Origin of the sequence: Streptomyces sp. NPDC057136 (assembly GCF_042670885.1) — a bacterium.
In the GTDB taxonomy this organism is placed as follows: Bacteria; Actinomycetota; Actinomycetes; order Streptomycetales; family Streptomycetaceae; genus Streptomyces.
The window spans coordinates 162,684-187,564 of sequence record NZ_JBHUUV010000002.1; the positions used below are offsets into that span (position 1 = coordinate 162,684).

The following is a 24,881-nucleotide window of genomic DNA, read 5'->3' on the forward strand; positions in this document are numbered from 1 at the left end:
TTCCCGGGCCACCGGACCGGACGACAGGAACTACAGGTCCGGGCGGCGCCGCTCATGACGGCGCCCGGACCTGTGCACATTCGCGGCAACCTTCCGCTTCCTGGCGGCGACTGACGAGTGCCCCCATCCCCCACGGAGTGGAAACGGACGCATCTCGTGACTGATACACGCAGCACTTCCCGTCACCGCAGGCGCAAGCCGGCCCTGGTCGTCGGTGTCCCGCTGGCGCTGACCGCGGCCGTCGCCATGGCCTACGGCACCGTCTTCGGTCTGTTCGGCGAGGACGGCCAGGCGAACGCGTCGGCCGCAACTGCCGTACCGGCCTCGGCACTTGATGCCGCCGACGGCTTCGCCTCGGTCAAGGCGCTCGGCCAGGACGGTACGTACGGCGGGCGCGGCGGCACGATCGTCACCGTGAAGACGCTCGCCGAGCTGGAGAAGTACGCGACCGCGCCGGAGCCGTACGTGATCGTCGTGGCCGCGACGATCACCATGAACCCGGTCGGCAAGGAGATCAAGGTTCAGTCGGACAAGACGATCGTGGGCGCCGGGACCTCGGGCCAGATCGTCGGCGGCGGCTTCTTCCTCGGTCAGGGCGTACACAACGTCATCATCCGGAACCTGACGATCCGGGACTCGTACCAGGGCATCTGGAACGACAAGGACCACGACTTCGACGCGGTCCAGATGGACGGCGCGCACCATGTGTGGGTCGATCACAACGACCTCAGGCACATGGCCGACGGTCTCATCGACGTGCGCAAGGACAGTACGTACGTCACGGTGTCCTGGAACAGGCTGAGCGACAACAACAAGACGTTCGGCATCGGCTGGACCGAGAACGTCACCTCCGATCTCACGATCCACCACAACTGGTTCCGCGAGACCGAGCAGCGCAACCCGTCCACGGACAACGTCGCGCACGCCCATCTCTACAACAACTACCTCCAGGACGTGCCGGGGACGGACATCACGACGTCCTACGGCAACTACGCGCGCGGCCGGACGAAGATGGTCCTGGAGAACTCCTACTTCGAGGGCCTCGCGAACCCCGTCACCCGGGACAGCACGGCCGCCGTCGTCCAGCGCGGGAACGTCTTCAAGGGGACCAGCGGGCGCAACGAGAGCGGGGGCGGCGCGGCGTTCGACCCGAAGACGTACTACGGCTACACCCTCGACAGCGCCGCCGACGTCCCGGCCCTGCTCAAGGCGGGTGCCGGGCCGCGCACCACGATCGGCACGGTGAGCACGGTGAGCACGGCGGCCGCGGCCGCCGCCACGACGATCACCGTCGCCAAGGACGGCAGCGGCCAGTACACGAGCGTGCAGAAGGCCGTCGACGCCGTCCCGGCGGGCAACGGCTCACGGGTGGTGATCTCGGTCGCGCCCGGCACGTACCGGGAGACCGTCAAGGTCCCTGCGAACAAGCCGCACGTCACCCTCCAGGGCTCGGGCGCCAGCCGCAAGGACACCGTGATCGTCTACGGGAACGCGGCGGGCACAGCCAAGCCCGACGGTTCGGGTACGTACGGTACGAGCGGCAGCGCGACGGTCGCCGTCGAGGCCGACGACTTCCAGGCCCGCAACCTGACCATCACCAACAGCTTCGACGAAGGTGCGAACCAGAGCCTCAGCGGTCACCAGGCCGTCGCCCTGCGCACCGCCGCCGACAAGGTCCTCCTCGACGGTGTCATCGTCGACGGCGACCAGGACACCCTGCTGCTGGACACCGCGGCCAGGGACCGGCTCGGCCGGGTGTACGTCACCAACTCCTACATAGCCGGGAACGTCGACTTCGTCTTCGGCCGGGCCAGCGCGGTGATCGACCGGTCCGTACTGACGCTGAAGAAGCGCTGGGACGGCACGTCGGCCGGCTACCTCACCGCACCGAGCACCCCCGCGGACCGCAAGGGCTTCCTGATCACGCGGTCCGTCGTGAACGGTGACGTGACCGCGGGCAGCTTCTTCCTGGGCCGTAACTGGCACGCGGGCGGCGACGCGACCCTCGACCCGCAGACCACCGTCCGCGAGACCACGCTGAGCGCCGCGATCAAGACGACCCCGTGGGCCGACATGGGCGGATTCTCGTGGAAGGACGACCGGTTCGCCGAGTACAGGAACACCGGTCCCGGCGCGGGCACCGCGAGCAGCAACCGCCCGCAGCTGACCGACAGCCAGGCCGCGGGCCAGGAGACTGCGGACTGGCTCGGAGGCTGGACCCCGACGGCATCCTGACGCTCCTGCTGCTGGGAAGCCCCGGGCCACCGGCCCGGGGCTTCCCCATGATCCCCATGATCCCTATGTTCGTGATGCTCGTGATGCGACCTGATCAGCGCAGGGTCGACAGCATCTCCGCGCCGAACGGCGTGATCTCGTCGGTGCGCCCGCGCAGCGTCTTCGCCGCCCACTCGGGGTCGGCGATCAGCGCACGGCCGACGGCGACCATGTCGAACTCGTCGCGCTCCAGCCGCTCCAGCAGTTGCTCGACGCCTGTGACGCCGGAGCTGTTCCCCTGGAAGGCGCCGAAGAAGTCACTGTCCAGGCCGACCGAGCCGACGGTGACCGTCGGCCTGCCGCTGATCTTCTTCACCCACCCGGCGAGGTTCAGATCGGAGTCGTCGAACTCCGGCAGCCAGTAGCGGCGCGTGGATGCGTGGAACACATCGACACCGGCCTCGGCCAGCGGCGTCAGCAGGGAGTCCAGCTCCTCGGGCGTAGCGGCGAGCTTCGCCTCGTACGCGTCCATCTTCCACTGGGACATACGGAAGAAGATGGGGAAGGCGTCGGACACGGCCGCGCGGCAGGCCGCCACTATGTCGGCCGCGAAACGGGTCCGTGCGACGAGGTCGCCGCCGTAGGCATCCGTACGCCGGTTGGTGCCCGACCAGAGGAACTGGTCGATCAAGTAGCCGTGTGCGCCGTGCAGTTCGATGCCGTCGAAGCCGGCGCGCTCGGCGGCGGCTGCCGCGTCGGCGAAGGCGCCGACGACGTCGTCGAGGTCCTTCTGCGTCATGGCGCGCCCCTTGGGGGCACCCGCCAGGGACACGCCCGAGGGGCTGACCGGCTCCGCGTCCACCACGGGCGGGGCGCCCTCGGCGCGGGTGACACCCACGTGCCACAGCTGCGGAATGATCGCGCCGCCCACCTGGTGCACGGAGTCCGCGACGGCCGCCCAGCCCGCGAGCGCGTCCGCACCGTGGAACCGCGGGATGCGGTCGCTGGTGCCCGCGGAGTGGTGGTCGATGTAGGTGCCCTCGGTGATGATCAGCCCCACACCACCGGCGGCCCGCCGCGTGTAGTAGTCCGCCACGTCCTGACCGGGGACGCCGTTCGGGGAGAACTGCCGGGTCATGGGGGCCATGGCGATCCGGTTGCGCGAGGTCAGTCCGCGGACTGCGAACGGGCGCGAGAGGGTGTCTGCGGCGCGGCCGGCATGTACGTCTGTCACGTCTGGTCCTGTTCAGTCGCTGTGTAGTCCTTCGGGTGCCAACAGCCGGGTACGGCCCTGGCATCCCGCTCGCGGGCGATGTGGCCAAGGTCTCCCGGCCGCATCCACCCGTGCGCCAGCGACGCCTGCATCCTGCACTTTGCCGTGAACGGTGATGGGCTCAGCTGGAGCTCTCGTCCGCCTTCGCCGAGGTGCGGTATTCGGCGTTGATGCGCTGCGCTTCCTCGAGCTGGTCCTCAAGGATCACGATGCGACAGGCGGCCTCGACCGGGGTGCCCTGGTCGACGACTTCCCGTGCGCGCGCGGCGAGCCGCAGCTGATACCGGGAGTAGCGCCGGTGGCCGCCCCCGGAACGGAGCGGGGTGATCAGGCGGGCATCTCCGAGAGCACGGAGAAAACCGGCGTTGGTGCCGAGCATCGCGGCCGCCCGCCCCATGGTGTACGCGGGGTAGTCATCGTCGTCGAGCCGATCGCCGAGCGCACTGTCCGCTGTCATCTGCACCTCTTCCCGGGAACGCGTCGAGGGGCCCTGGTGCCGTACGGCACCAGGGCCCCGAAGGGAAATTCAACACCATCAGTCGGCCTCAGTACTGCGCCGACCGTCTGTTACCGCAGCCTCGCCCTGAACGAGGGGAGGAGTGCGGGGATCGCGATTGCTTGACCGGGAACCACCGTCCATTCCGGGGTCTTGCGGTACCCGGGCCGTGTCCATCCCGCCCGGGCGATCCTGATGGCGCCTGCATCCTCCGTTCGTTCCCTCGGGATTACACATGTGCCAAGCCGGTGTCACCGTCGGTCCACCTTCGAACCGCGTACACCGTTCAACCTTGGCTACGAGAGAAACCATAGTCAGTCGGATACCCAATGTCTAGCTTCGCCATCATAGATTTCCGCATGTTTGTCGGTAAGGTAATCGGCCCAAGCGGCCAGGACTGCGCAGCGGACCGGATCGGCCCCGAGATGCCCGGGCGGTCCGGCGAATAGACTCGGCTTCCATGTCGAAGACTGACGAGCTGCTCGTGGACATCGCCGCCATGGTGGAGTCCGGGCACAGCAATCAGATGTCCCTGACCGTGGTCACCGGTGGCGCTGTCATCACCGGTCGACTGGCTCCCGAAACCGTGTGGAGGCAGCGCGTGTCGGAGGTCCTGACGGACTCGGCCCGCCTGGGCGAGTTCTCCAGCATCTTCACCACCTCCGCCGGGAAGGACGCCACGCCCACCTATCTGCACTTCCATGTTGCCCGCATCCTGCAGGGCACCGTCGGAATCCCGGAGACGGGCGGGATGTACCGGGTCTCGATCGAGGACGTCAGCGCCTGGACGGTAGGCGATTTCAGCTACGACTGAGCCGCCGTCAGGCATCCGTAGAGACGAGAAGTGAAGCGAGAAGGCCCAGGTCACCGACCTGGGCCTTCTCTTCATGGGTCAACGGGTCGGTTACGGAGTCACCAGGTTGCCGCCGAAGGTCACGGCGAGGCGGCCGTCCGTCGTGTAGGACCAGGCCAGGGCGCCTGCGTATGCGGAGCACCGGGACCCGTTCGTACCGGACCAGAACTGGTTCGTACTGTCGGCGTCGCCCACGGTCTTGTCGTTGGTGCCGCTGCTGCTGCGGCACGAGACGTTGTTCCGGAACACCGAAGTGCCGCCGTCGAAGGAGAAGTTGCGCTCGGAGTTGTCGATGCTGATGTTGTCCGAGACCGCCATCGTCCCGAGATTCCTGTTGTACGTGAATCCGTGCTTGCCGTTGTCGTAGGCGATGTTGCGCCGGATCACGTGGTCGACCTCGATGTCCTCGCCGCCGAGCTTGTAGCCGTTGCGGTCACCGCTGGAGTTCTGGCTGCCGTCGCTCAGCGTGCCGTTCTCGAAGGCGAGGGAGTCCTCGATGGTCACCGCGCCTATGGGGCCGGTGTCGGTCTTGGTGTAGAGGTCCCAGCCGTCGTCGATGTTGTTGTGTGCCACGGCGTAGCGGAATACGTTGCCGGAGCCGACGGTGAGCTTCGCGGCGAAACCGTCGGCGTCCTCTCCGTCGGAGTCGGCGTTGTCGTGCGACTCCGCGCTGAGGACGAGGTTGTTGGACGGCCACTGCTCGCGCGGGGTGGTGGAGGCCATCCGCGAGAGCTGCAGCCCGGTGTCGCGGTTGAAGCGCGTCACCGTGCGCTCGATGGTGTTGTTGCTGCCACCGACGAAGATCCCGTTGTCACCGGCGTGCTCGACGACGAGGCCGTCGATGTTCCAGTACGAGCCGTTGACGGCAAGCCCGCGGTTGGCGGGGTCCTCCGCCATGGCGGAGAAGTTCAGCACCGGGGTCTCACCGGGGTAGGCGGACAGTTCCTTCGGGGCACTGGCAGTGCCGCTGTTGCCCGGCGCGATGGTGACGGTCTGCGTGAGCGCGTACTTCCCGCCGCGCAGGTAGATCTTCCCGCCGGACGAGACGCGGGTGAGCGCCGAGGCGAGCGTCGTCGGCGCCGCCTCCGTCCCGGCCGCGCTGTCGGTGCCGTTCGGCGCCGCGTACAGCGCGGTGCCGGTCGGGGGAGGCGTGGTGCCGCCCGCGTCGACGTCGACGTAGTCGATATTGGGCAGCCCGTTGGCGGTGGTCGGGCTGAGCTGGATCGTGTTGCTCCCCGCCCGCACCGGCACGGTGACCGTCTTGGTCACCCAGGTCGCCCAGGCCCCGGTGCCCTCGAACGACACGGACCCGGCCGCCGAGCCGTTGACCGTGACATTCGCGGGCCGCGCGGTGGTGGTGCCGTTGGCGAAGCGCACCTGAACCGTCGCGGTGCCCGCGGTGGCGGCGTTCACCGTGAACTGCACATACGCGCCGACCGCGTTGCTGGCATTGCAGAAGCCGCTGTCGGAGTAGCCGCCCCACTCGGACTCGATGGCGCCGCTACAGACTGCGGGCGAGCGCTCGGCCTCGTAACGGACGGCCGCTGCCTGCGCGGAGTTACCGGATAACGCGACGAGCGTGCCGGCCAACAGGCTGACGCACGCGATGAGAGGTCTCAGTTGCATCGTTCGTCTCCAGGGGGTTGGTACGTCTGATGGGGGGTGGCGGTGAATGCAGCATTCGATCGAGCGACGGTGGCAACGGCCCGTTCCGGTGCATGAACGGGCTGCGTGTCCGAAGCCTTGCATCCAGGGGCAACAAGCGCTTTCTATGGACCGTAGAGCGCTGTCGTGACCGCGTCAACGGTCGCGTACGTGATTCGTGTTCATGACCATGAACACCATGGCGTCGCGTGGCGAGGGTCAGGCCGTGGCGGTGTCGTCGTGGCCGAGGTTGCCGCCCAGCTCGCGGGAGGCTTCGGCCTGGGCCAGGAGTTCCTGGGCCTTGACCTTGACGCCCTCGATGGCGTCGGCGCCGGCGACGAAGCGCAGCAGCGGCTTCTCCTGGCCGGCGATGGTCAGCAGGGCCTGGGCGAGTTTGGCGGGGTCGCCGGTCTGCCGGCCGTTCATGCTCTTCCAGGCCGCGATGGTGGCGTTGGTGCGCTCGGAGTAGTCGCCGATGGTCGGCTCGGGCCAGATGGTGGAGCCGTCGACGAGCAGCTCGGTGCGGAAGAAGCCGGGCTCCACGACCGTGGTGTTGATGTTGTACGGCTCGACGTCGTAGCGCAGCGATTCCATCCAGCCCTCGACGCCGAACTTCGAGGCGGCGTACGCGACGCAGAACTCCTGGCCGATCAGCCCGGCGGAGGAGGAGAGGGTGATGACGTGGCCGGCGCGCTGCCCCCGCATGACGGGCAGGATGGCGCGGGTGACGTTCATCGGGCCGAAGAGGTTGGTCTCGATCTGCTGGCGCATCTGGTCGGGCGTGATCTCTTCGAAGTAACCGGCGAAGAAGTTCCCGGCGTTGTTGATCAGAACGTCGATGCGGCCGAAGCGGTCGACGGCGGCCTTTGCCGCCGCCTGGGCGTCGTCCAGGTCGGTGATGTCCAGCTTGGTGACCAGCAGGTTGTCCTGCGGGCCGCCGAGGGTCTTCTCGACCTGTTCGGGGCGACGGCCGGTGGCGACGACCTGGTGGCCGGCTGCGAGGGCCTGGCGGGCGATGTCCGTGCCCAGACCGCGGCCGGCACCGGTGACGAAGATGACCTTGCTCATGAGGGGTTTCCTTCCGGGCGCCGCGGTCCGGCACCTCGCGGGATGGGGGATGGTGTGTGGCGGGTGTCAGGCTTGGTCGGTGGGCATGATCCACAGCTCGCCGACGGCGACGTGCCGGGGCCGGGTGACCATGTAGGCGACGCCGTCGGCGATGTCCTCGGGAGCCAGAACCTCGGTCTGCTCGTAGAAGGTGCCGATCGCTTCGCGGACCTCGGGCTTGTGGTCGTTGTGCGAGCCCAATTCGGTGTCCACGCCGCCCGGTTCCAGAACGCCGACCCGCACGTGCCGCTGGGTGACCTCCTGGCGCAGCGACTCGGTGAAGCCGTTCACACCGAACTTGGTCAGGTTGTAGACGCCGTAGCCGTTCCAGGCCACACGGCCCGCGATCGAGCTGATGTTGACGATGTCAGCGACCCGGCGGGGCCCGTCCTCGGCGGCCTTGAGCAGGTGCGGAAGGGCAGCGCGGGTGCTGTAGAGCAGGCCCTGCACGTTGACGGCGATCATGCGCTCCCACTCGTCGGCGTCGGCGCCGACGACCGGGCCGAGCAGCATCAGGCCGGCGTTGTTGACCAGCGTGTCCAGACGCCCGAACCGCTCGACGGCCTGCTGGACGGCGGCCTCGGCCTGCGCGCGGTCGGCGATATCCGCCTCCACCGCCAGCGCGGTGCCGCCCGCCTGCTCGATCCCGGCGGCCAGGTCGGCCAGGCGGTCCTTGCGGCGGGCCACGAGCACGACGCTCGCCCCCTGCTCGGCGAGCCGACGAGCGGTCGCGGCGCCGATACCGCTGCTCGCGCCGGTGACGAGCGCGACGGTGCCGGTGAGTTTCGATGCCATGACGGTGGTCCTCTTCTGTGGACGAACTGCGCAGGCGGCACGAGGTGTCACATCAGATGCCGGACGAGTCGGCGATGCCTGGTGATCCCGGCGGTGGCAGCTTTTCTCTGCCCGTACTGCGCATTCTTCTCGAAAGGGCTTCAATCGGCCCGATACCCAGACAACCACCCGCAGGCCCCGTCCGGGCGCCCGTAAAGGGCACCGCTCTTCCGGGGGTCCGGCAGTACCCCTTTCCAGGACGCCGACCGGCCCAGGGCCGCCGTACGGTGGAGTCATGGACCGCAGCGCCGAGATCCGCGAGTTCCTGCGCACCCGCCGGGCCCGGATCGCCCCCGAACAGGCCGGGCTCCCCCCGCACCCTGGCGCCCGCCGGGTCCCGGGGCTGCGCCGCGAGGAAGTTGCCCAGCTCGCCGGGGTCAGCGTCGACTACTACATCCGCCTGGAGCGGGGCCGCACCCAAGGTGTCTCCGAGACCGTGCTGGACGCCGTTGCCCGCGCCCTGCACCTGGACGACACCGAACGCGCTCATCTCTTCGACCTTGCCCAGCCCAGTACTGCCCGCCCCCGCCGTAAGCGGCCGCTCGCCCCGCAAAGGGTCGGCCCCACCGTGTACCGGGCCCTGGACGCGCTCACCGTCCCCGCGATGGTCATGGGCCGGCGCATGGACGTCCTGGCCGCCAACCGGCTCGGCTACGCCCTCTTCGCCGACTTCGAGGCACGGCCCCGCCGCGAGCGGAATTTCGCCCGCTTCGTCTTCCTCGACGAGGCCGCCCACGCGCTGTACGCCAACTGGGAGAGGGCCGCCGGCGAGTGCGTGGCCACGCTGCACCTGTACGCCGGACGCCACGCCGATGACCCCCAACTCACCGAACTAATCGGTGAGTTGTCTCTGCACAGCGACATCTTCCGCCGTATGTGGGCCGACCACGACGTCCTCGCTCACACCACCGGCACCAAATACCTGGTCCACCCGCTCGTCGGCGAGCTCACCCTCGACTACGTGACCCTGGCCGTCGAGGGCGACCCGGACCAGTCCCTCGTCATCCTGACCCCCGAACCCGCCTCCTCCTCCGCCGAAGCCCTCTCCATACTCGCCAGCTGGAACGGCACCTCCGCCGGCGCGCTCCGTTCCCCCGAAGAAACACCACCCCCGGCCGGCTGACTCCGGGGTTCGGCTGTCATTCCTGGGCGGACGCGATCCGGTGGAGGACATCCGTATAGAGGGACCGTCTGTCGGGGCGGGCGTGGTCGGCTGCGCGTCTGAGGGTGGGGATCGTTGGTGTTCCCATATCGATGAGCCCCTCTGCCGCCGCCTTGCGGACCACGGGGTGTGCGTGTTCGAGCAGTGCGGTCATGGTGGGGATCGCGGGTGCCCAGGCGGCGCGGCAGAGGATTCGGGCAGCCGTTCGTACGATGGTGGGCTGGGTGTCCTTCAGCAGCACCGACGTGTGGCGCAGGTAGGTCTGCCGGTCCAGCATCGCCCGTGAGGTCCGGTGGGCGTGCAGGCGGATTCCGGGCTTGGGGTGGAGCAACAACTCGTCGATCAGGTCCGGTAGTTCGGGGTCCTGGTCCGCGTTCGGGCCGGGGTGCGCCTCGGTCAGTCGGGTGAGTGCTCGGCGTATCTGCTCGGGGGCACCGGTTCGGACCAGGTCCAGCAACTCGCGCCGGGACGGGCGGTGCCGGTCTCCGGTGGGTGTGGTTCGGGTGTGGTCGTCGGGCGCTGCCTGCGTGGCGTGCGGGTCGCGCAGTGGACCCTCGACGAGACGAAGTCGGTCCGCCAGATTGTCACGCCCCTCGGCCCGCAGCCGTTGGCAGGTCTTGGCAAGCGCAGAGGTGCGTAGCAGCGGACGGTCGATGAGCAGGTCGAGGTATCCCCAGGCCCCGCCGTCCAGGCGGTCGCCAAGGTGCTCCGCCAGTACATCGGCGGGGACCCTGCGCAGTGCGTGTCCGGCTGCCGAGCCGGTGGCGGGCGGGTCGTGCTCCCACCATTCGAGCAGCAGCGGAATCAGCGGCTCCAGGTCCCACGGGTCGAGCGTCGAGGCCACGAGAGCCACCTTGGTGTGCTGGATGCCGTCGGCCCGGAGTTCTGTTTCGTCGAGGGCGCCGAACGTGCTGGACAGAGCGGCGTCGACGGGCAGGTCGATGTGGCCGTGGAGAAACGCTCGAAGTACCGGCAACCTGGCTTCGGGCTCGGGCCACTTCAGCAGTGCCCGGGCCGCGGTCTCTCTGCGGTCCGGAGCCGGTCCCCGCAGCATGGCCAGCAGCCGCTCCCGTAGCGCGGTCGAACGTGGCTGATCGAGATCGTCGATGGTGATGGTGCGTGCTGTCGGCGCCGCCGCGTGGGCGGTCTCCGTGATGGTCCAGGGCGGTGCGTCGAGGGGCTGGAGATCCGTCATCCAGTCGATGAGTGCCGTACGGACCTCCGGGGCGGCCGAGGAGTACACCTCGACCAGGGCGGTCAGACGGTCCCGGGAGCCGGCTGTGCTGTTGGCCGTACGGGGAGTGGTCGTACGGCCAAATTCCGCCAAGGCGCTCGGTGTGCGTACTGCTGCGTCCAGCGCCGTACGCCACGCTCGCGTCTCGGCGGGTACGGAGTGTGCGGGGGACTCCGGTACGGCGAATGCTTCCCGTAGGACGGCGACCTCGGCCAGCCAGGGGTCGGCGTCGAGCCGAGCCGCGGCGAGTGCCTGTTCGAGATCGGTGCGGACCAGTACGGCGCCGAGCCGGCGCAGCAGCGTCAGCGTGGACGTGCCACCCGCAGGCGCGGGAGGCAGTGCCCGTACGGCGTCGGCGACAGCCGGCTTCTTGACCGGTGTCAGTGTCGGTGCGGACGCGTCGAGTACCGCGATGAGGTCCTGACGGTCCTGGCCCGCGGCTTCGGCGAGTTCGTCGATCAGGACCTGAGTGAACCGGGTGAACGTCGTCAGTTCCTCGGCCGTCCACGGTGCGGGGCACAGCCGCAGCGCGAACCGCACCACCCGGTTTCGCGCGGAGGGTTCGGTGTCGGTAAGTCGGAGCCAGTCCGCCAGCAGGGGCCGCAGCATGCGCATCCGGTCGAGGTGCGGGGGGTCGTCCCTCTCGGCGATGCGCAGCGCGATGGACGGATTCCAGCCTTCAGCCAACAGCGACCTGACGTCGAGGTCGGACCTGTCGCCTTCGCCGCCCGTCGGCCGGCAGGCGGGCGGCGTGGTGATGCCGTGCTTGGCCAGCGGTGTGGCCAAGTCCCCGACCGTCCCCTCGGTGAGGCCGACCCGGCCGGTCGCCACCAGGGTGAGCAGGGGCGGTGCGATCGGTGAGGCCTGGGCGTCCAACGCGAGGACCGAGCGCGCCGGCAGCTCGTTGTCGAGCGCCTCCAGCAGCAGTTCGACGGCGCGGCTGCTGTCACTGTGCTCGGCGGCGGCGATCAGGGTCGCCGCATACGCCGTGCCGAGGACGGTACGGAGAGCTTTGATGAGCGTGGCGCGCAGTCCGGGATTGTCGTGGTGTCCGAGCCAGAAGAGCAGTTTCGGCACCGCTGCGGGTGTGCCGACACGGACCAGAACCGCGGCGGCGGTCTTCTTGATGTTCATGTTCGGATGGTCGAGACATGCCGCGATCGCGGGAGAGGCCCAGCGGGCCTCCGCGTGACCGAGGGCGAGGAGCGACTGCCGGACGGTCTGAATGTCCCGGGCGGTGGTCAGTGCGATCAAGGTTGCCGACAGCGCCTGCGCATCGTCCCCCCGGGTGTCGCGGGCGAGTAGCGCGATCACGTGCTTGCGTACATGCCGGTCGCGGTGCCGCAGCATGCGGTGTACTCGTGCGCGGGTACGCAAGTAGGGGGCCCGGAGCAGGAGTTCGAGCAGGATCGCCTGCTCGCCGCCGGACAGCCCCGCCCGGTCCAGCAGATCCAGCGCTGTCGTCGCGACGAGTGCGTGGCCGGCCGCTTGTGCGTCCACCACGTCGAGCAGGCAGGGCGGTCTGATCTTTCCCCGCTTGTAGAGACGGCGACCAAGAGCGTGCAGGGCGTCCAACACCTCCTGGGGCACCACGGGTTCGCCGCCCGTGGGTCCGCCATATCTGCTCTCGGGCTCTGGGGCGGCTGTGCCGGATTCCCAGGACGTCGCCAGCTCGGTCACGATGCGCGCGAGCAGGTCTGCGATGACCGGCAGCGGGCCGGCGCTGCCGTGGGCCGCGAGTCGGCACAGGGCCGCTACCGGGTTGCCCAGGTCCGGATGCGCGCTGAGAAGAGCGAGTTCCTGCTCGTCCGGGCCGCCGAGGTCGGCAGCGATGCGCGGCGGCAGGTCGGCGGGGTCGAGGCGGACAAGGAGGTCACGCCGCTGTGCCGAATTCCCGGCATCCCCGGCATCCCCGGCATCCCTGGCGTCCCCTGCGCCTCCCGCGTCCCCGGTCAGATGCCACAGGAGCTCAAGAGCCCGGTTTCGTACGGCACGGAGATGGGGCGCGATCAAACTCCCGTTCACGCCCTCGTTCACACCCCCGTTCACGCCCACGTTCTCCTGCGCACCCAGCCCGAGCCCTTCCCTCAGCGCCGACACCGTCCGGTGCCCTCCGATGGCCTCCAGAGCATCCAGGGCTGCGGCGGGCGCCGACGGCAGGAGAGCGATCACGGCCTCTTCGGCGTCCGCATGGCGGATCGCACGGAGCGCGTCCAGGAACGGCCTCGGCGCAGGGGCCAGGGGCAGTACGCGAGTAATCGCGGCCCCGATCGGGAGCTCCCCCGTGCCGTGCCCGCCCCGCGCCGCCCCCGTACCCTGCCCGTCCAGGGCGACCAGCAGAGCGAGCCGCCGGGGCCAGCTCGGATCGTCGGCGGCCGTGTCCACCAGTACGCGGAACATCACCTCGCGGCAGGTGAAGAGGATCGTCGCGACCTCGACAGGCGGAATCGAGTGGTCTTCCAGCGCCAGGCCGACAACGGACGGCGCATGCGCAGCCTCCGGAAAGTGCCCGCGCCGGTGCAGCCCGCGCAGGCAGGTCACGAGGGCTCCGCCGAGCAGCAACGGGTCGCGCGCGGCAAGGGCTGTCAGGTCACCGATGTCACTGCGGACCGCCAGGTCACCGAGCAGTTCCAGCCCTCTCCGGCGGAGCCCGGGCGGCAGATCAGGATCACCGATGACCTGCCGCAGCAGGTCGCCATGCCCGTGGTGGGCGGCGACGGCGAGGGCCGCGTCAGCAACCCGAGGCCTTGCGCTCACCGAGTCGGTGGCAAATAGCGGAGACAGGCGCCCCGCCGGTAGTGGGTCCAACGCCGCCCAGGGCTCGGTGAGTTCACCCAGCGCGGCTGCGACGACAGCGCTGTCGCCGCCCAGCAGGCTGATCACGACGTGGCGGACCCGAACCGGTGCCAGGAGCCCCGCCTCCAGACCCTGCCGGGCCAGCCGCAGCGCCTCGCCCTGCAACACGGGGTCACCGCTGTCCACCAGCTCGTCCACAAGCTCCGCAGGCCGGTGTGCGCCGACGGCACTCGCCTCCCGCACGGCCTGGTAGAGCAGTTCACCCGGAGGTTCGTCACGGATTACCGACGGCTTGTTGAGGAGCTCAGCACGCAGCCAGGCGATCCGCACCCGCACCGGCAACTCGGCCGTACGCCACCGCGGCCAGGAGCGCCCTCCGAGAAACGGACCGAGCTGTTCGTAGAGCCCCGCCAGCACGAGCGCCGTCTCCGGCGGCCCAGCCACGGACTCCGGCAGCAGCGCCGCGAGTTCGGCCGTCCCGGGACCGTCGACGACCGGGCCCGACGCGACTCGTTCGGAAAGAAGGACCAACCCCAGATGCCGCACATGGGAATCCCCGTGCCGGATCAGACGCCCGAAGACGGCCGGCGGACAGGCCCGCGCGTCGAGGTGACCGGACAACCAACCGACGTCAGCTCGGCGTACGGCATCGTGGAAGGGCTCGTCTGCCGACATCATCATCAGCGGATGCTAACGGCGGGATTCCCGGCTCCACCAGCGAGATTCGGCAGAGGGGCACGCGTGACGACCGGTGCTGTTCGCTTGGTCGACGCAGGGCGCGAGCGCACAACGAAGGTGCCACGGAAGGACGTTGGCCTGGGGCCTGGGCCTTCAGGTGCGGACCGTGGAGGGAACGGGTGACGAAGATCGAAGCGCCCTGTGCGACGTAGCCGGTCGCGCCCGGCTTCGCGGCACTCTGTGATTCAGGTCATGCGTGTCGAATCGATGACTTCACCGTGCGCCATCAGTCATACATGCGACAACAGTCGAACGAGGGAGGCCCGCCATGAGCCGTACGCTCCAGCGGCCGGCTCGGGGACAGCAAGACCATTTCGCTCGACAGACGGGACATCCCATGGCCGACACCGTTAAGGGCCCTGCCGCCTACTTCCCCTCGATCGAGAAGAAGTACGGCCGCCCGATCTCCGAGTGGAAGGACCTCATCCGCTCTTCCCCGCTGACCAAGCACATGGAGCTGGTCACCTGGCTCAAGTCCGAGCACGGCCTGGGCCACGGCCACGCCGGCGCCTTGGTCGCCCACACCCTCGCCGAGGGGCGCGGCCAGTAAGCAGGTTGAGCATGTCCTCGTCGGCTACGGCGTGCGGGTGAAGGACCGGCGGTAGGAGCGGGGCGGCACTCCCCGACGCCGTACGAACTGTGAGCGCAGGACGGCCGCGCTTCCGAAGCCGACCATGCGGGCGATCTCCTCGACAGGGAAGTCCGTGGTCTCCAGGAGTTCCTCGGCACGGTTGATCCGCAGGCCGAGCACCCAGGCGTGCGGGGTAGTGCCGGTCGAGGCGGCGAAGCGGCGGGCGAAGGAGCGCCTGCTCATCAGGGACCGGCGGGCCAACTCCACCACGGTGAGCGACTCGTGGAGGTGCTCGCGGGCCCAGACGAGTACGTCGGCAAGGCGATCGTCATGGCAGTCCTCGGGGGCCGGAGCGGCCAGGTACTGGGCTTGTCCCCCGTCGCGGTGGGACGGCAGGACCAGGTCCCGGGCGATGGCGTTGGCCGTGGCGGCGCCGTACTCCCGCCGCAGGAGGTGCAGGCACAGGTCGAAGCCGGCAGCGGCTCCCGCGCCTGTGGCGATCCGGCCTTCGTCTATGTACAGGGCGTCGGCTTCGACGGTGACGTCCGGGTGGCGGTCGGCCAGCAGGCCGGCGAACCGCCAGTGGGTGGTGGCGCGCCGCCCGTCGAGCAGGCCGGCCGCAGCGAGCGCGAAGGCGCCGACGCAATGTCCCGCGACCAGCGCGCCGCGCTCATGCGCGGCGGTCAGCGCTTCGAGCGCGGCGGGTCCCGGCGGTGTACGGAAGTCCGCCCAGGGGAGGGCGATCACCAGGTCGGCCGCGGCCAGCCGGTCCAGGCCGTGCTCGACCACGATCGGCAGCCCGACATCGCTGCGGATCCGTCCGGGCCGGTCGGTGCACAGGACGAAGTCGAAGCGGGGCAGGTCCTGGCCACGCGCGTCGAACACCTCGGAGACGATGCCGGCTCCGAGTATCCCGACACCGGGCGGGGCGTAGGCGGCGACGGTCACGAAGGGCGGCATGCGGGCAGTGTGGCACGAATCCTGCGATCAGTGGCAGCACGGCCACTCGTGAACGAGGCTTCTGCACCGAAGACTTGGGGCCATGACAGACGCACCGCTCGGCCGCAGCGCCGGCTACACGATCCTGACCACCGGCTACACCCTCTCCACCGGCCCCGGGGTGGCCGCCACCGTCTCCTACATCAGTGACGGGGAACGCCGCATCATCGTCGACCCGGGGATGGTGGCCGGCCGCGAGCGGATCCTCGGCCCGCTCGCGGAGTCGGGGATCGGCCCCGATGACATCACCGATGTGGTGCTCAGCCACCACCATCCGGACAACACCATGAACGTCGGCCTCTTCGGCCAAGCTCGCGTCCACGACCACAAGGCGATCTACCGGAACGACCAGTGGACCGACCGCGACGCCGAGGGCTACGAACTGACCCCCTCGCTCAGACTGATCCGCACACCGGGACACAGCCGCGAGGACATCACCCTGCTGGCAGGCACGGACTCGGGTGTCGTGGCCTTCGTGGGCGACTTGTGGTGGCGCCCCAACGGCCCGGTGGACGACCCGGTGGCCCCGGACCACGAGATGCTGCTGGCATCCCGGCTCCGGGTACTCGCCGCCGCGGACCTGATCGTGCCCGGCCACGGCCCCGCATTCCCGGCCGACGACACCGCGCCGCGCTAGCGGTGATGAGCACAACCCGCGCGAACAGCGTGGAGGCCGTCAGGAGCCCTGGGGGCCACCGCGCCCCGCGGCGGTGGCCCACGAGGCGTGAGGACCTACGTCGGTGCGGATCGCCCTCAGGCTGCTGGTTCGGCGACCTTCGCGACGGAGGGAGTGTTCGCCACCGAGGCGGTACGAGGCTCCTGGCGGCCCCTCAGGCCGAGCCGCCCGATGACCGCGACGAGGGCGAAGGCCACCGCACCGAGCCAGAAGGTGAGGGTGAAGCCGGACTCGGCGGGCAGGGCCGGGGCGCCGGCGGGCAGGTGCTCGATGGTCTTGGAGGCCAGGATCGTGGTGACGACGGCGCTGCCGATCGCACTGCCGGTGGAACGCGAGATGGAGTTGATGCCGTTGGCGATGCCGCTCTGGTGGTGCGGGACGCTCGCCATGATGACGGCGGGCATGGCCGCGTAACCGAAGCTGACGGCCGCACCGACGACCACACCGGCGCCGATCACCGAGGCAGTGTGGCCGTGGTCCAGGGCGAGCCAGCCGAAGCCCACGGCGCCGAGCCCGGCGGCGAGGGTCAGCGCCGTGCGCGGGCCGCGGTGGCGGACGAGCTGACCGCCGATGGGCGAGGCGAGCAGCGAGACGATCGCGCCGGGCAGCAGGAACTGCACGGAGGCGCGCAGGATGGACGCATCGAAGCCGTAGCCGGTGAGGGCCTCGGGCATCTGGACGAGGTAGGAGACGCCGAGGAAGTTCGCGAACATGCCGAAGCCGACGAGGATGCCCGCCAGGTTGGCCATGAGCACCGGCCGATGGATGAACATCCGCATGTCGACGAGCGGCTCGCGGACCTTGAGTTCGGTGAGGACCCAGACGGCGGTCATGACGGCGGCGCCGGCGAGGGTGCCGAGCGTGCGGGCTGAGGTCCAGCCCCACTCGTGGCCCTGCGAGATGGGCAGCAGGAGCAGCAGAAGGGTGATGCCGAGGGTCAGCGCGCCGAGGAAGTCGGTGCGTCCGCCGGTCTTGTGGCGGGTCGCGGGGATCAGGAGGACGACCGCGAGCAGGGCGAGCGCGGCGAAGCCGGTCGCCATCCAGAAGGCGTTTCGGTAGTCGGCGTCGGACCCGGAGGTGAGCAGGCCGGTGGCGACGAGTGCGAGGCCGCTGCCGAAGGCGAGGGTGCCGCTCACGAGCGACATCGCGCCGGGCAGTTTCTGCGGGCGGACCTCCTCGCGCAGGACGGACAGGGCGAGCGGGAAGATCGCGGTGGCGGCCCCCTGGAGGACCCGGCCCAGGATCAGCAGGGGGAGCGAGGTCGCCAGGGCGGCGACGACGGAGCCGACGACCATGACGCCGAGGACGGCCACCAGCGTGGGCTTCTTGCCGTGCTGGTCGCCGAAGCGGCCGAGCAGCGGCGTGAAGACGGCGGCGGAGAGCAGCGTGGCTGTGGTCACCCAGCTGACGTTGGCCGTCGAGGTGCCGAGGTCGGCGCGGATGAGACCGAGGATCGGGACCGGCAGGGTCTGCATCATCGACACGACCATGGCGGCGAGGCTCAGGGCGAAGATGATGGACGTCTCGCGCCGGCGATCGGCCAGGGAGTGCGGGGTGGCGGGGCTCATGTTCGGGCTGCTCTCTCAATGCTTAAGAACGTAGATGTTTGACCTCGTCAAGTACTTGCTCGACCGTAGACCCCGATACTTAAGGTGGTCAAGTAAACAATTGATAATGTCAAGGATCTTGAGTACGCTCGAAGCATGAGCGCGACGTCCTCCGAGGCCCCCACCAAGCTCCAGCTCCTTGAGCTTCTCGCCGCCATCGGCACGGCCCAGTGGCGCGACTTCGCCGCCGCGGCGGCCCACCATGGTCTGACGTCCACGCAGGCCAAGCTCCTCGCTCAGCTCAACGGCCCGCTGCCGATGCGCGCGCTCGCCACCCTGCTGGTGTGCGACGCCTCGAACGTCACCGGGATCGTGGACCGCCTGGAGGCCCGCGGCCTGGTGCGCCGCGAGCCCGACCCCGCCGACCGCCGCGTCAAGAACGTCATGGCGACGGACGAGGGCCGGGAGATCATCCGCCGCGTACGCGAGGAGATGCAGGCAACGCACGGCGCGCTCGACACGCTCGGCGCCGACGAGAGCGCAACCCTGTACGCCCTGCTGGAGCGCCTGCGCCCGGGCATGGAGAAGAACGGCTGAGGAGAGCGCCCGGCCGCCGGTTGCCGTAGGGCCCCTGGTCACGCCTGTACATCGGTTGCGGGCCAGTCAGATCGATAGTCAGCGCCGTGAGCACCGCAACCGTCCGCGCACAGGCCGCCAGCGTCGTGCGTAGCCGTCGGTTTGATGGCCGTCCGGGGCTCCCCGAGTACGGAGTCGGCGCCGCAGCTTGAGATGCCGACGGAGTGCCGTCGTGCCACGCTGAGAGAGATCACGCCGCTCCGAGATCTCGGCTGACCGGATGGCCCTGGCACCCAAGGAGTCCGACATGACCAGTGACGCTGCCCCATCCGGAACGGCCAATGGCAACCCGCGCCCGTGGCATGCGCCCGTATCGGGTACCACCGTCTTCGCAGCAGCACTGATGATCTTCGGTGGTGCGATGGCGATCTTTGAAGGAATCACGGCCATCGCCAAGGACGATCTGTTCATTGCGACGCGCCACTACGTGTTCGAGTTCAGTCTGGCGGGGTGGGGCTGGGTGCACCTCATCCTGGGCATTGTCATGGTCGTTGCGGGGTGCGCCGTGCTCAGCGGAGCGCTGTGGGCACGCTTCTTCGGTGTATCCGTAGCAGGGCTCGGCGCGATCGCCAACTTCCTGTGGGTGCCGTATTACCCCCTATGGGCCCTGACGTTGGTCGCTGTCAACATCTTCATCGTCTGGGCTCTGTGTACGGGCATGCACAGAGAGGCCGACGACGGACGGCAGGCATGAACAGGCGCGCCAACGAACGGGCGGGACACGGTACCGCGCCCGCAGCTCAGACGGGACGCCCGGCAGATGCCGCGCAGCGGAAGCCGATGTTGCCGGTCGAGGAATCCGGGGTGTTCTGCATCCGCGCCGAGACCCGGTAGCGGCGGCAGTACGAGGCGTGGCACAGGTAGGAACCGCCGCGCAGGGCGCGGGCCGTACCCGTCGGCGGCCCTGCCGGGTTTTCGCGGGGGCCGGTGGCGTGCCAGGTGGGGTGGAACCAGTCGGCGGTCCACTCCCAGACGTTGCCGGTCAGGTTGTACAGGCCATAGCGGTTGGGGGTGAATGCGTCGGCCGGGCAGGTGCCCAGGTAGCCGTCCTCAAGGGTGTTGTGGTCGGGGAAGGAGCCGTTCCAGACGTTCATCGCGTGCCGTCCGCCGGGCTGGAGCTCGCTGCCCCAGGGGAACGGCTCGTCCTCCAGGCCGCCCCGGGCGGCGTACTCCCATTCCGCCTCGGTGGGCAGTCGGACTCCGGCCCAGGCGCAGTACGCGGTCGCGTCGAACCAGGACACATGGACCGCCGGGTGGTCCTGGCGGCCGTCCAGCGTGGAACCGGGGCCCTCGGGGTGTCGCCAGTCGGCGCCGGGCACCTCGCGCCACCAGGGGGCGGCGGCCACCCCCCGGGTGGGCAGGAAGTCGTCGGGCAGCAGGCCGCCGAAGACGAAGGAGGCGCCGTACCGCTCGGCGTCGGTGACGTGCCCGGTGTCGCTCACGAAGGCGGCGAAGCGGGCGGTGGTGACGCAGCGGGGGTCCAGACGGAAGTGGCTGACGCGGACCCGTCGCACCGGCCCTTCACCGTCCTCCGGATAGGCGTAGGTGTCGTCGCTGCCCATCCGGAACCAGCCGCCCTCCAGCTGGACCAGCCGCGTCGCCGCGTCGGCGGGACCGGTCCGCGATGGGATGGCGCGATGGGAGTGGGGCGGGTCGGCGGCGCGGCCGGGGGTGCAGCAGCGGGGTCGGTCGGTCGTCACAGTGTTCCTCCGGAAATGCCGGATTCATGCCGCTCCATCATTCTTCTCATGGAAGGCCGTTCCTCGGGAGGAGTCACCACCGTGCCCGGACCGCATCTCCGGCCACGCGGAACCGGTTGCCCGGGAAGGCTGTGACGACGTATGCGACAAGGTCCCGCCTCCATTTCCCTCGCCCCTTCATCGGGCGGCCGTCAGGCTGCGAGAACCTTGGCCTTGGCCTGCTCGTACTCCGCGGCTGTGATGTCGCCGTGGTTCTTCAGTTCGGCGAGCCGTGACAGCTCCTCGGCATGGCCGGCGGGCCCGGCGGCCTCGCGTATGTAGGACTGGAACTCCTGCTCGCTGCGCTGGGCGTGCTTCCGCTCGCGCTCACCCATCGCGCGGCCACGCGCGATCAGGTACACGAAGACGCCGAGGAAGGGCAGCAGGACGACGAAGACCGTCCAGCCGCACTTGACCCATCCGCTCATCGCGTCGTCGCGGAAGATGTCGCCGATGACGCGGAAGAGCAGCATGAGCCAGAGGACCCAGAGGAAGATCCACATCGTGGTCCAGAACACGTTCAGCAGGGGGTAGTCCGCTGCCAGGTTCAGCGTCGCGTCGTTCATGTCTGCTCTCCTGTCGGCTGTGTCGTACGCCCGAGGCTGCCAAGGTCATTGACGCGCCATGGCGATACGGATGCGCTCTTCGGGCTTGATGAAGTGGTCGGCGTCGTTCGGGCCGGTATCGACCTGGGCCCAGTGGATGTCGCCGGTAAAGGCGCCGTTGGCGCTGTCGTAGTCGGGGGCGACCGGGGTGCCGCTGTCCTGTCCGACGTCGGCTGTCTCGTCCCCCGAGAAGATGAACGGAACGGTGTGCTCGACGTGCCCCTCGCCCACCTTGTCGCCGTCGTAGAACAGCGAGACGGTGCCGCCCTTGCCGAGGCCGCCGCCGTCGTAGTCGAACTCCATCCGCACCTGATGTTCGCCGGCGGGCAGCTGCCGGTCGGCCTCGATCTCGGCCGTCTCCACGGCGCAGAGGTTGTACGCGAGCTTCGCCCGGCCCTGCTTGGCGTACAGGCTCCAGCCGCCGAACTTTCCGCCCTGGGCGAGGATGACGCCCGAGACAGGACCGTCGGCGGACGCGATCTCGGCGGTGACCGAGAACGATTTGTTCTTGACGTTGACCAGACTGTTCTCGGACAGCCGGCCCATACCCCCGTACAGCAGCTGCGAGTCGCCCGTGACGAGTTGGGGCCGTCCGGCGATCTCGGAGTTGAACCGCTCGGCCGTACGATCGTCCAGGGGCAGGACGTTGTACCTCGTGGCCTCGATCAGCCAGAGCCGCTGCAGTTCGTGCAGCTTGTCCGGCATTTCGGCGGCCAGGTCGTGGGCCTGCGACGGGTCGGTGGAGCCGTCGTACAGCTCCCACACATCGTCGTCGAAGGCCACCGTCTCTCCGCCGACCACCCACGGGGTGCGATGCTTGGTGACGGCGGACCAGCCCTTGTGGTAGATGCCCCGGTTGCCGAACATTTCGAAGTACTGCTGGTCGTGACGCTCGTCGGCGTCGGCGTCGTCGAAGGCGTAGAGCATCGAGGTGCCCTCCATCGGCGACTGCTGCACGCCGTTGACCATGGTCGGCTCGGGGATCCCCGCGGCTTCGAGGATTGTCGGGGCGACGTCGATGACATGGCAGAACTGGCTGCGGACCTCGCCACTGGACCGGTTCCTGCCCGGCCAGTGAACGATGGTGCCGTTACGGGTGCCGCCCCAGTGCGAGGCGACCTGCTTGGTCCACTGGTACGGCGTGTCCATGGCGTGCGCCCAGCCGACCGCGTAGTGGTTGAACGCCTCCGGGGTGCCGAATTTGTCGATGCGGGAGGTCATGAACTCCGGCGTCTCGATGGCGGCCATGCCGTTGAAGGCGAGCAACTCGTTGAAGCTGCCGCGCAGACCGCCCTCGGCGGAGGCGCCGTTGTCACCGGTGATCACGTACACGAGGGTGTCGTCGAAGATGCCCAGTTCCTCCAGTGCGGCCAGGAGCCGGCCGACGTGGTGGTCGGTGTGTTCGAGGAAGCCGGCGTAGACCTCCATCTGCCGCGCCAGCACGGGCCGCAGCGCGGGTTCGATCTCGTCCCAGGCCGGGATCTCCGCATGGCGCGTGGTCAGCTCGGTGTTCTGCGTTACGACTCCGAGCTCCTTCTGGCGGGCGAGGATCTCCTCGCGGATCGCGTCCCAGCCCTGGTCGAAGCGGCCCCGGTAGCGGTCTGACCACTCCTTGGGCACATGATGCGGGGCGTGCGTGGCGCCGGGAACGAAGTAGCAGAAGAAGGGCCTGTCGGGCATCAGGGTCTTCTGCTGGCGTAGCCAGGCGATGGCCCGGTCGGTGAGGTCCTCGGTGAGGTGGTAGCCCTCCTCGGCGGTCTTCGGCGGGTCGATCGGGCTCGTTCCGTCGTACAGCGCGGGGTCGTACTGGTTGGTCTCGCCTCCGACGAAGCCGTAGAAGTGCTCGAACCCGCCGCCGCCGGTCGGCCACGCGTCGAAAGGTCCGGCCGGGCTGGTCTGCCACACCGGCACCTCGTGGCACTTGCCGAACTGCGCCGTGGAGTACCCGTTGAGCCGGAGTATCTCGGCGACCGGCGCCTTGGTGTTGGGGCGCAGCGAGTTGTAGCCGGGGGCCGAGGTGGCGATCTCGGTGATGCCGCCCATCCCCACGGAGTGGTGGTTGCGGCCGGTCAGCAGCGCCTGGCGGGTCGGTGAGCACAGCGCGGTGGTGTGGAAGCGGGTGAAGCGCAGGCCGCCCTCGGCCAGGCGCTCGAAGACGGGGGTCGCGCAGGGTCCGCCGAAGGCGCTGGGCGCGCCGAAGCCGACGTCGTCGAGCATGATCAGCATGATGTTCGGCGCGCCCTCCGGGGGGCGCAACTGCCGGATGGGCTCGAAGGACGTATCGGGGTCCTTCGCGTCGTACGTGACAGGCCCCGAGTGCGGCACGTCCGGGATCGGCAGGAGCTGGCGCTGGATGTCAGTCATGAGCGGTGCCTTCTCTCGCGGATTCCGCCCTGCTCGGGGCTCAGTCAGGGACAGCCGCGAACGCTCGTGTTCGTGAGCGCCCATGCCAGTCCTGTGACCAGAGTGCGGTTGCGCTCGCCCTGCCGCCTCACCCTGCACGGGTGAAGATCGGCTCATCCGGAGGCGGGAGGGTCCTCGGCCGTTTCCTGCCACAGCTGGGGGAAGCGGCCGGCCAGTTCTTCCTCCACCCAGGCCAGCCGACGGGTGAGCAGTGGGTGACTGTGGGCGTCGCCCCGGGACCGCAGGTGCTCCAGCAGCGTCCGGGTGCGGATGAGTGCCATCGGGGAATTCATGGCGGCAGGGATGACATCGTCCAGGCCGGTCCGCAGGAAGTCCTCCCAGCCGGGGAGCCGGATCACGACGCGCACGGCGCCGGCGCGGTCGGTGACGTGTCGTAGCCCGGTTCGCGCACCTGAGGACCGGTTGAGCAGATCCTCCATGCTGTCCAGCGCCTGGACGGCTGTGGCGGGATCGTTGACCGCCGGGGAGAGCGCCCTCAGGGCGATGTCGGCCAGCAGCCGGAAGGCGAGCACCGGGTCCTGGTCGAAGGTGCGCTCGTCCCCGGTGACCAGGCAGTCGAGGACAGCGGAGGCTGGCAACTCCCCGTCGTGCACGTCGGCGAGGGCGGTGCCGTGCTGCAGAGTGGTGCCCGGGATCTCCCGCAGGACGATGACCGCGTTCGCGGCCTGTGCCGTGGTGAGCAGCAGGTTCATGTCGATCTGTTGCAGCACGGCCGGCGCCTTCGGCCAGGTGACCGTCGAGCGCAGTGGGGGCAAGGGGGTCATGGTGGGTGGAGTCGTCGGGTCGGCCACTCGGGGGTAGAGGGCATCGAGGATGGCGCGGCCGCGTTCGGTGATCGAGTTGAGGACCGGTGCCAGTTGGATCGCGGCGAAGGCCCGCAGCTGGAGTTGCCGCAGCAGCGCCAGCATCGTGAACAGCAGAAGTCCGGCGATGACCGGGACGGCCACCGAGACCTCGGGACGACTGCCGATGGCGAGGGTCGCCGTGAGGCAGAAGGCGGCCTGACCGACCGCGAAGGCGAAGGTCCGCCATACGATCGGCGCGTCCCGGAACAGTGTCAGACGCGGTGTGAAGGTGGTGGCCGCCCACTGCACCACCAGGAACAGCAGCGAGAAGATGACGGCAATCCCGCCCAGTACCCCGAGGCCGGTCGCCAGCAGCATGTCGACCACCGGCCGGGCCGGTGTTTCCGGTCCGCGGGTGATTCCCGGTACTGCGAGGCCGAGGCCCAGACCGACGAGTACGAACAGCAGCTGGGTGAGGCCCGCGCGCAGGCGTCGCCGTCGGCGCAGGACGGAGCGCAGGACGGAGCGGTCCACGGAGGCGGTCATCG

The 24,881-nt window shown here is 69.4% G+C and carries 19 protein-coding genes; 7 read left to right on the forward strand and 12 right to left on the reverse strand.

Going from position 1 to position 24,881, the window contains the following annotated elements; genetic code table 11:
• The first annotated feature begins 156 nt into the window (after nt 1-156).
• Complete coding sequence (locus ACFT7S_RS03300) at nt 157-2,235, forward strand: pectinesterase family protein (protein WP_382726277.1); 2,079 nt, start codon at nt 157-159, stop codon at nt 2,233-2,235.
• A 94-nt stretch (nt 2,236-2,329) separates the two neighbouring features.
• Here the strand turns inward: ACFT7S_RS03300 and ACFT7S_RS03305 are convergent, their stop codons facing one another.
• Complete coding sequence (locus ACFT7S_RS03305; protein ID WP_382726280.1) at nt 2,330-3,448, reverse strand: NADH:flavin oxidoreductase; 1,119 nt, start codon at nt 3,446-3,448, stop codon at nt 2,330-2,332.
• A 160-nt stretch (nt 3,449-3,608) separates the two neighbouring features.
• Complete coding sequence (locus tag ACFT7S_RS03310) at nt 3,609-3,944, reverse strand: MerR family transcriptional regulator (protein WP_382726283.1); 336 nt, start codon at nt 3,942-3,944, stop codon at nt 3,609-3,611.
• 499 nt (nt 3,945-4,443) lie between these two features.
• Between ACFT7S_RS03310 and ACFT7S_RS03315 the strand changes: the two genes are divergently transcribed.
• Complete coding sequence (locus ACFT7S_RS03315) at nt 4,444-4,797, forward strand: hypothetical protein (RefSeq protein ID WP_382726285.1); 354 nt, start codon at nt 4,444-4,446, stop codon at nt 4,795-4,797.
• Nucleotides 4,798-4,887: 90 nt separating this feature from the next.
• Here ACFT7S_RS03315 and ACFT7S_RS03320 read toward each other — a convergent pair whose 3' ends face one another.
• From ACFT7S_RS03320 to ACFT7S_RS03330, 3 genes are all read right to left on the reverse strand, one after another.
• Entirely contained in the window at nt 4,888-6,462 is a 1,575-nt protein-coding gene (locus ACFT7S_RS03320; RefSeq protein ID WP_382726288.1) for a carbohydrate-binding protein, read from the reverse strand.
• A 237-nt stretch (nt 6,463-6,699) separates the two neighbouring features.
• On the reverse strand, nt 6,700-7,548 hold the full coding sequence (locus tag ACFT7S_RS03325; protein WP_382726290.1) for an SDR family oxidoreductase: 849 nt from the start codon (nt 7,546-7,548) through the stop codon (nt 6,700-6,702).
• 66 nt (nt 7,549-7,614) lie between these two features.
• Nucleotides 7,615-8,382 (reverse strand): SDR family NAD(P)-dependent oxidoreductase, encoded by a 768-nt coding sequence (locus ACFT7S_RS03330; RefSeq protein ID WP_382726293.1) that lies wholly within the window; start codon nt 8,380-8,382, stop codon nt 7,615-7,617.
• 274 nt (nt 8,383-8,656) lie between these two features.
• On the opposite strand from ACFT7S_RS03330, the gene ACFT7S_RS03335 reads away from it, so the two are divergent.
• Nucleotides 8,657-9,544, forward strand: coding sequence for a helix-turn-helix transcriptional regulator (locus tag ACFT7S_RS03335; protein ID WP_382726296.1), 888 nt, complete (start codon nt 8,657-8,659; stop codon nt 9,542-9,544).
• A 16-nt stretch (nt 9,545-9,560) separates the two neighbouring features.
• Here ACFT7S_RS03335 and ACFT7S_RS03340 read toward each other — a convergent pair whose 3' ends face one another.
• Nucleotides 9,561-14,294, reverse strand: coding sequence for a HEAT repeat domain-containing protein (locus ACFT7S_RS03340; RefSeq protein WP_382726299.1), 4,734 nt, complete (start codon nt 14,292-14,294; stop codon nt 9,561-9,563).
• A gap of 394 nt (nt 14,295-14,688) precedes the next feature.
• Here ACFT7S_RS03340 and ACFT7S_RS03345 point away from each other — a divergent pair, with 394 nt between their 5' ends.
• Nucleotides 14,689-14,901 carry a DUF4287 domain-containing protein gene (locus ACFT7S_RS03345; protein ID WP_382726302.1) on the forward strand — a complete coding sequence of 71 codons (213 nt, stop codon included), beginning with the start codon at nt 14,689-14,691 and terminating at the stop codon, nt 14,899-14,901.
• A 24-nt stretch (nt 14,902-14,925) separates the two neighbouring features.
• On the opposite strand, the gene ACFT7S_RS03350 is transcribed toward ACFT7S_RS03345, so the two are convergent.
• A complete protein-coding gene (locus ACFT7S_RS03350) occupies nt 14,926-15,882 on the reverse strand; it encodes a GlxA family transcriptional regulator (RefSeq protein ID WP_382726305.1) in 957 nt (318 codons plus the stop codon).
• 82 nt (nt 15,883-15,964) lie between these two features.
• Here ACFT7S_RS03350 and ACFT7S_RS03355 point away from each other — a divergent pair, with 82 nt between their 5' ends.
• On the forward strand, nt 15,965-16,558 hold the full coding sequence (locus ACFT7S_RS03355; protein ID WP_382726308.1) for an MBL fold metallo-hydrolase: 594 nt from the start codon (nt 15,965-15,967) through the stop codon (nt 16,556-16,558).
• A gap of 116 nt (nt 16,559-16,674) precedes the next feature.
• Here the strand turns inward: ACFT7S_RS03355 and ACFT7S_RS03360 are convergent, their stop codons facing one another.
• Nucleotides 16,675-18,165, reverse strand: coding sequence for an MFS transporter (locus ACFT7S_RS03360; protein ID WP_382726310.1), 1,491 nt, complete (start codon nt 18,163-18,165; stop codon nt 16,675-16,677).
• Nucleotides 18,166-18,300: 135 nt separating this feature from the next.
• Between ACFT7S_RS03360 and ACFT7S_RS03365 the strand changes: the two genes are divergently transcribed.
• Nucleotides 18,301-18,741 (forward strand): MarR family winged helix-turn-helix transcriptional regulator, encoded by a 441-nt coding sequence (locus tag ACFT7S_RS03365; protein WP_382726313.1) that lies wholly within the window; start codon nt 18,301-18,303, stop codon nt 18,739-18,741.
• A gap of 286 nt (nt 18,742-19,027) precedes the next feature.
• Complete coding sequence (locus tag ACFT7S_RS03370) at nt 19,028-19,474, forward strand: hypothetical protein (RefSeq protein ID WP_382726315.1); 447 nt, start codon at nt 19,028-19,030, stop codon at nt 19,472-19,474.
• Nucleotides 19,475-19,520: 46 nt separating this feature from the next.
• Here ACFT7S_RS03370 and ACFT7S_RS03375 read toward each other — a convergent pair whose 3' ends face one another.
• From ACFT7S_RS03375 to ACFT7S_RS03390, 4 genes are all read right to left on the reverse strand, one after another.
• On the reverse strand, nt 19,521-20,363 hold the full coding sequence (locus ACFT7S_RS03375; RefSeq protein ID WP_382726804.1) for a formylglycine-generating enzyme family protein: 843 nt from the start codon (nt 20,361-20,363) through the stop codon (nt 19,521-19,523).
• Nucleotides 20,364-20,671: 308 nt separating this feature from the next.
• A complete protein-coding gene (locus ACFT7S_RS03380) occupies nt 20,672-21,085 on the reverse strand; it encodes an SHOCT domain-containing protein (RefSeq protein WP_382726318.1) in 414 nt (137 codons plus the stop codon).
• 45 nt (nt 21,086-21,130) lie between these two features.
• The gene (locus tag ACFT7S_RS03385) at nt 21,131-23,488 is read right to left on the reverse strand and encodes an arylsulfatase (RefSeq protein WP_382726320.1); all 2,358 of its coding nucleotides are present in this window, start codon (nt 23,486-23,488) and stop codon (nt 21,131-21,133) included.
• A 152-nt stretch (nt 23,489-23,640) separates the two neighbouring features.
• Complete coding sequence (locus ACFT7S_RS03390) at nt 23,641-24,879, reverse strand: DUF2254 family protein (RefSeq protein WP_382726323.1); 1,239 nt, start codon at nt 24,877-24,879, stop codon at nt 23,641-23,643.
• Between the last annotated feature and the right edge of the window lie 2 nt (nt 24,880-24,881).

Coding starts and splice junctions, on each gene's coding strand:
- ACFT7S_RS03310 (WP_382726283.1), bottom strand. CDS start 3,944: ATGACAGCGGACAGTGCGCTCGGCGATCGGCTCGACGACGATGACTAC.
- ACFT7S_RS03315 (WP_382726285.1), top strand. CDS start 4,444: ATGTCGAAGACTGACGAGCTGCTCGTGGACATCGCCGCCATGGTGGAG.
- ACFT7S_RS03320 (WP_382726288.1), bottom strand. CDS start 6,462: ATGCAACTGAGACCTCTCATCGCGTGCGTCAGCCTGTTGGCCGGCACG.
- ACFT7S_RS03325 (WP_382726290.1), bottom strand. CDS start 7,548: ATGAGCAAGGTCATCTTCGTCACCGGTGCCGGCCGCGGTCTGGGCACG.
- ACFT7S_RS03330 (WP_382726293.1), bottom strand. CDS start 8,382: ATGGCATCGAAACTCACCGGCACCGTCGCGCTCGTCACCGGCGCGAGC.
- ACFT7S_RS03335 (WP_382726296.1), top strand. CDS start 8,657: ATGGACCGCAGCGCCGAGATCCGCGAGTTCCTGCGCACCCGCCGGGCC.
- ACFT7S_RS03340 (WP_382726299.1), bottom strand. CDS start 14,294: ATGATGATGTCGGCAGACGAGCCCTTCCACGATGCCGTACGCCGAGCT.
- ACFT7S_RS03345 (WP_382726302.1), top strand. CDS start 14,689: ATGGCCGACACCGTTAAGGGCCCTGCCGCCTACTTCCCCTCGATCGAG.
- ACFT7S_RS03350 (WP_382726305.1), bottom strand. CDS start 15,882: ATGCCGCCCTTCGTGACCGTCGCCGCCTACGCCCCGCCCGGTGTCGGG.
- ACFT7S_RS03355 (WP_382726308.1), top strand. CDS start 15,965: ATGACAGACGCACCGCTCGGCCGCAGCGCCGGCTACACGATCCTGACC.
- ACFT7S_RS03360 (WP_382726310.1), bottom strand. CDS start 18,165: ATGAGCCCCGCCACCCCGCACTCCCTGGCCGATCGCCGGCGCGAGACG.
- ACFT7S_RS03365 (WP_382726313.1), top strand. CDS start 18,301: ATGAGCGCGACGTCCTCCGAGGCCCCCACCAAGCTCCAGCTCCTTGAG.
- ACFT7S_RS03370 (WP_382726315.1), top strand. CDS start 19,028: ATGACCAGTGACGCTGCCCCATCCGGAACGGCCAATGGCAACCCGCGC.
- ACFT7S_RS03380 (WP_382726318.1), bottom strand. CDS start 21,085: ATGAACGACGCGACGCTGAACCTGGCAGCGGACTACCCCCTGCTGAAC.
- ACFT7S_RS03385 (WP_382726320.1), bottom strand. CDS start 23,488: ATGACTGACATCCAGCGCCAGCTCCTGCCGATCCCGGACGTGCCGCAC.
- ACFT7S_RS03390 (WP_382726323.1), bottom strand. CDS start 24,879: ATGACCGCCTCCGTGGACCGCTCCGTCCTGCGCTCCGTCCTGCGCCGA.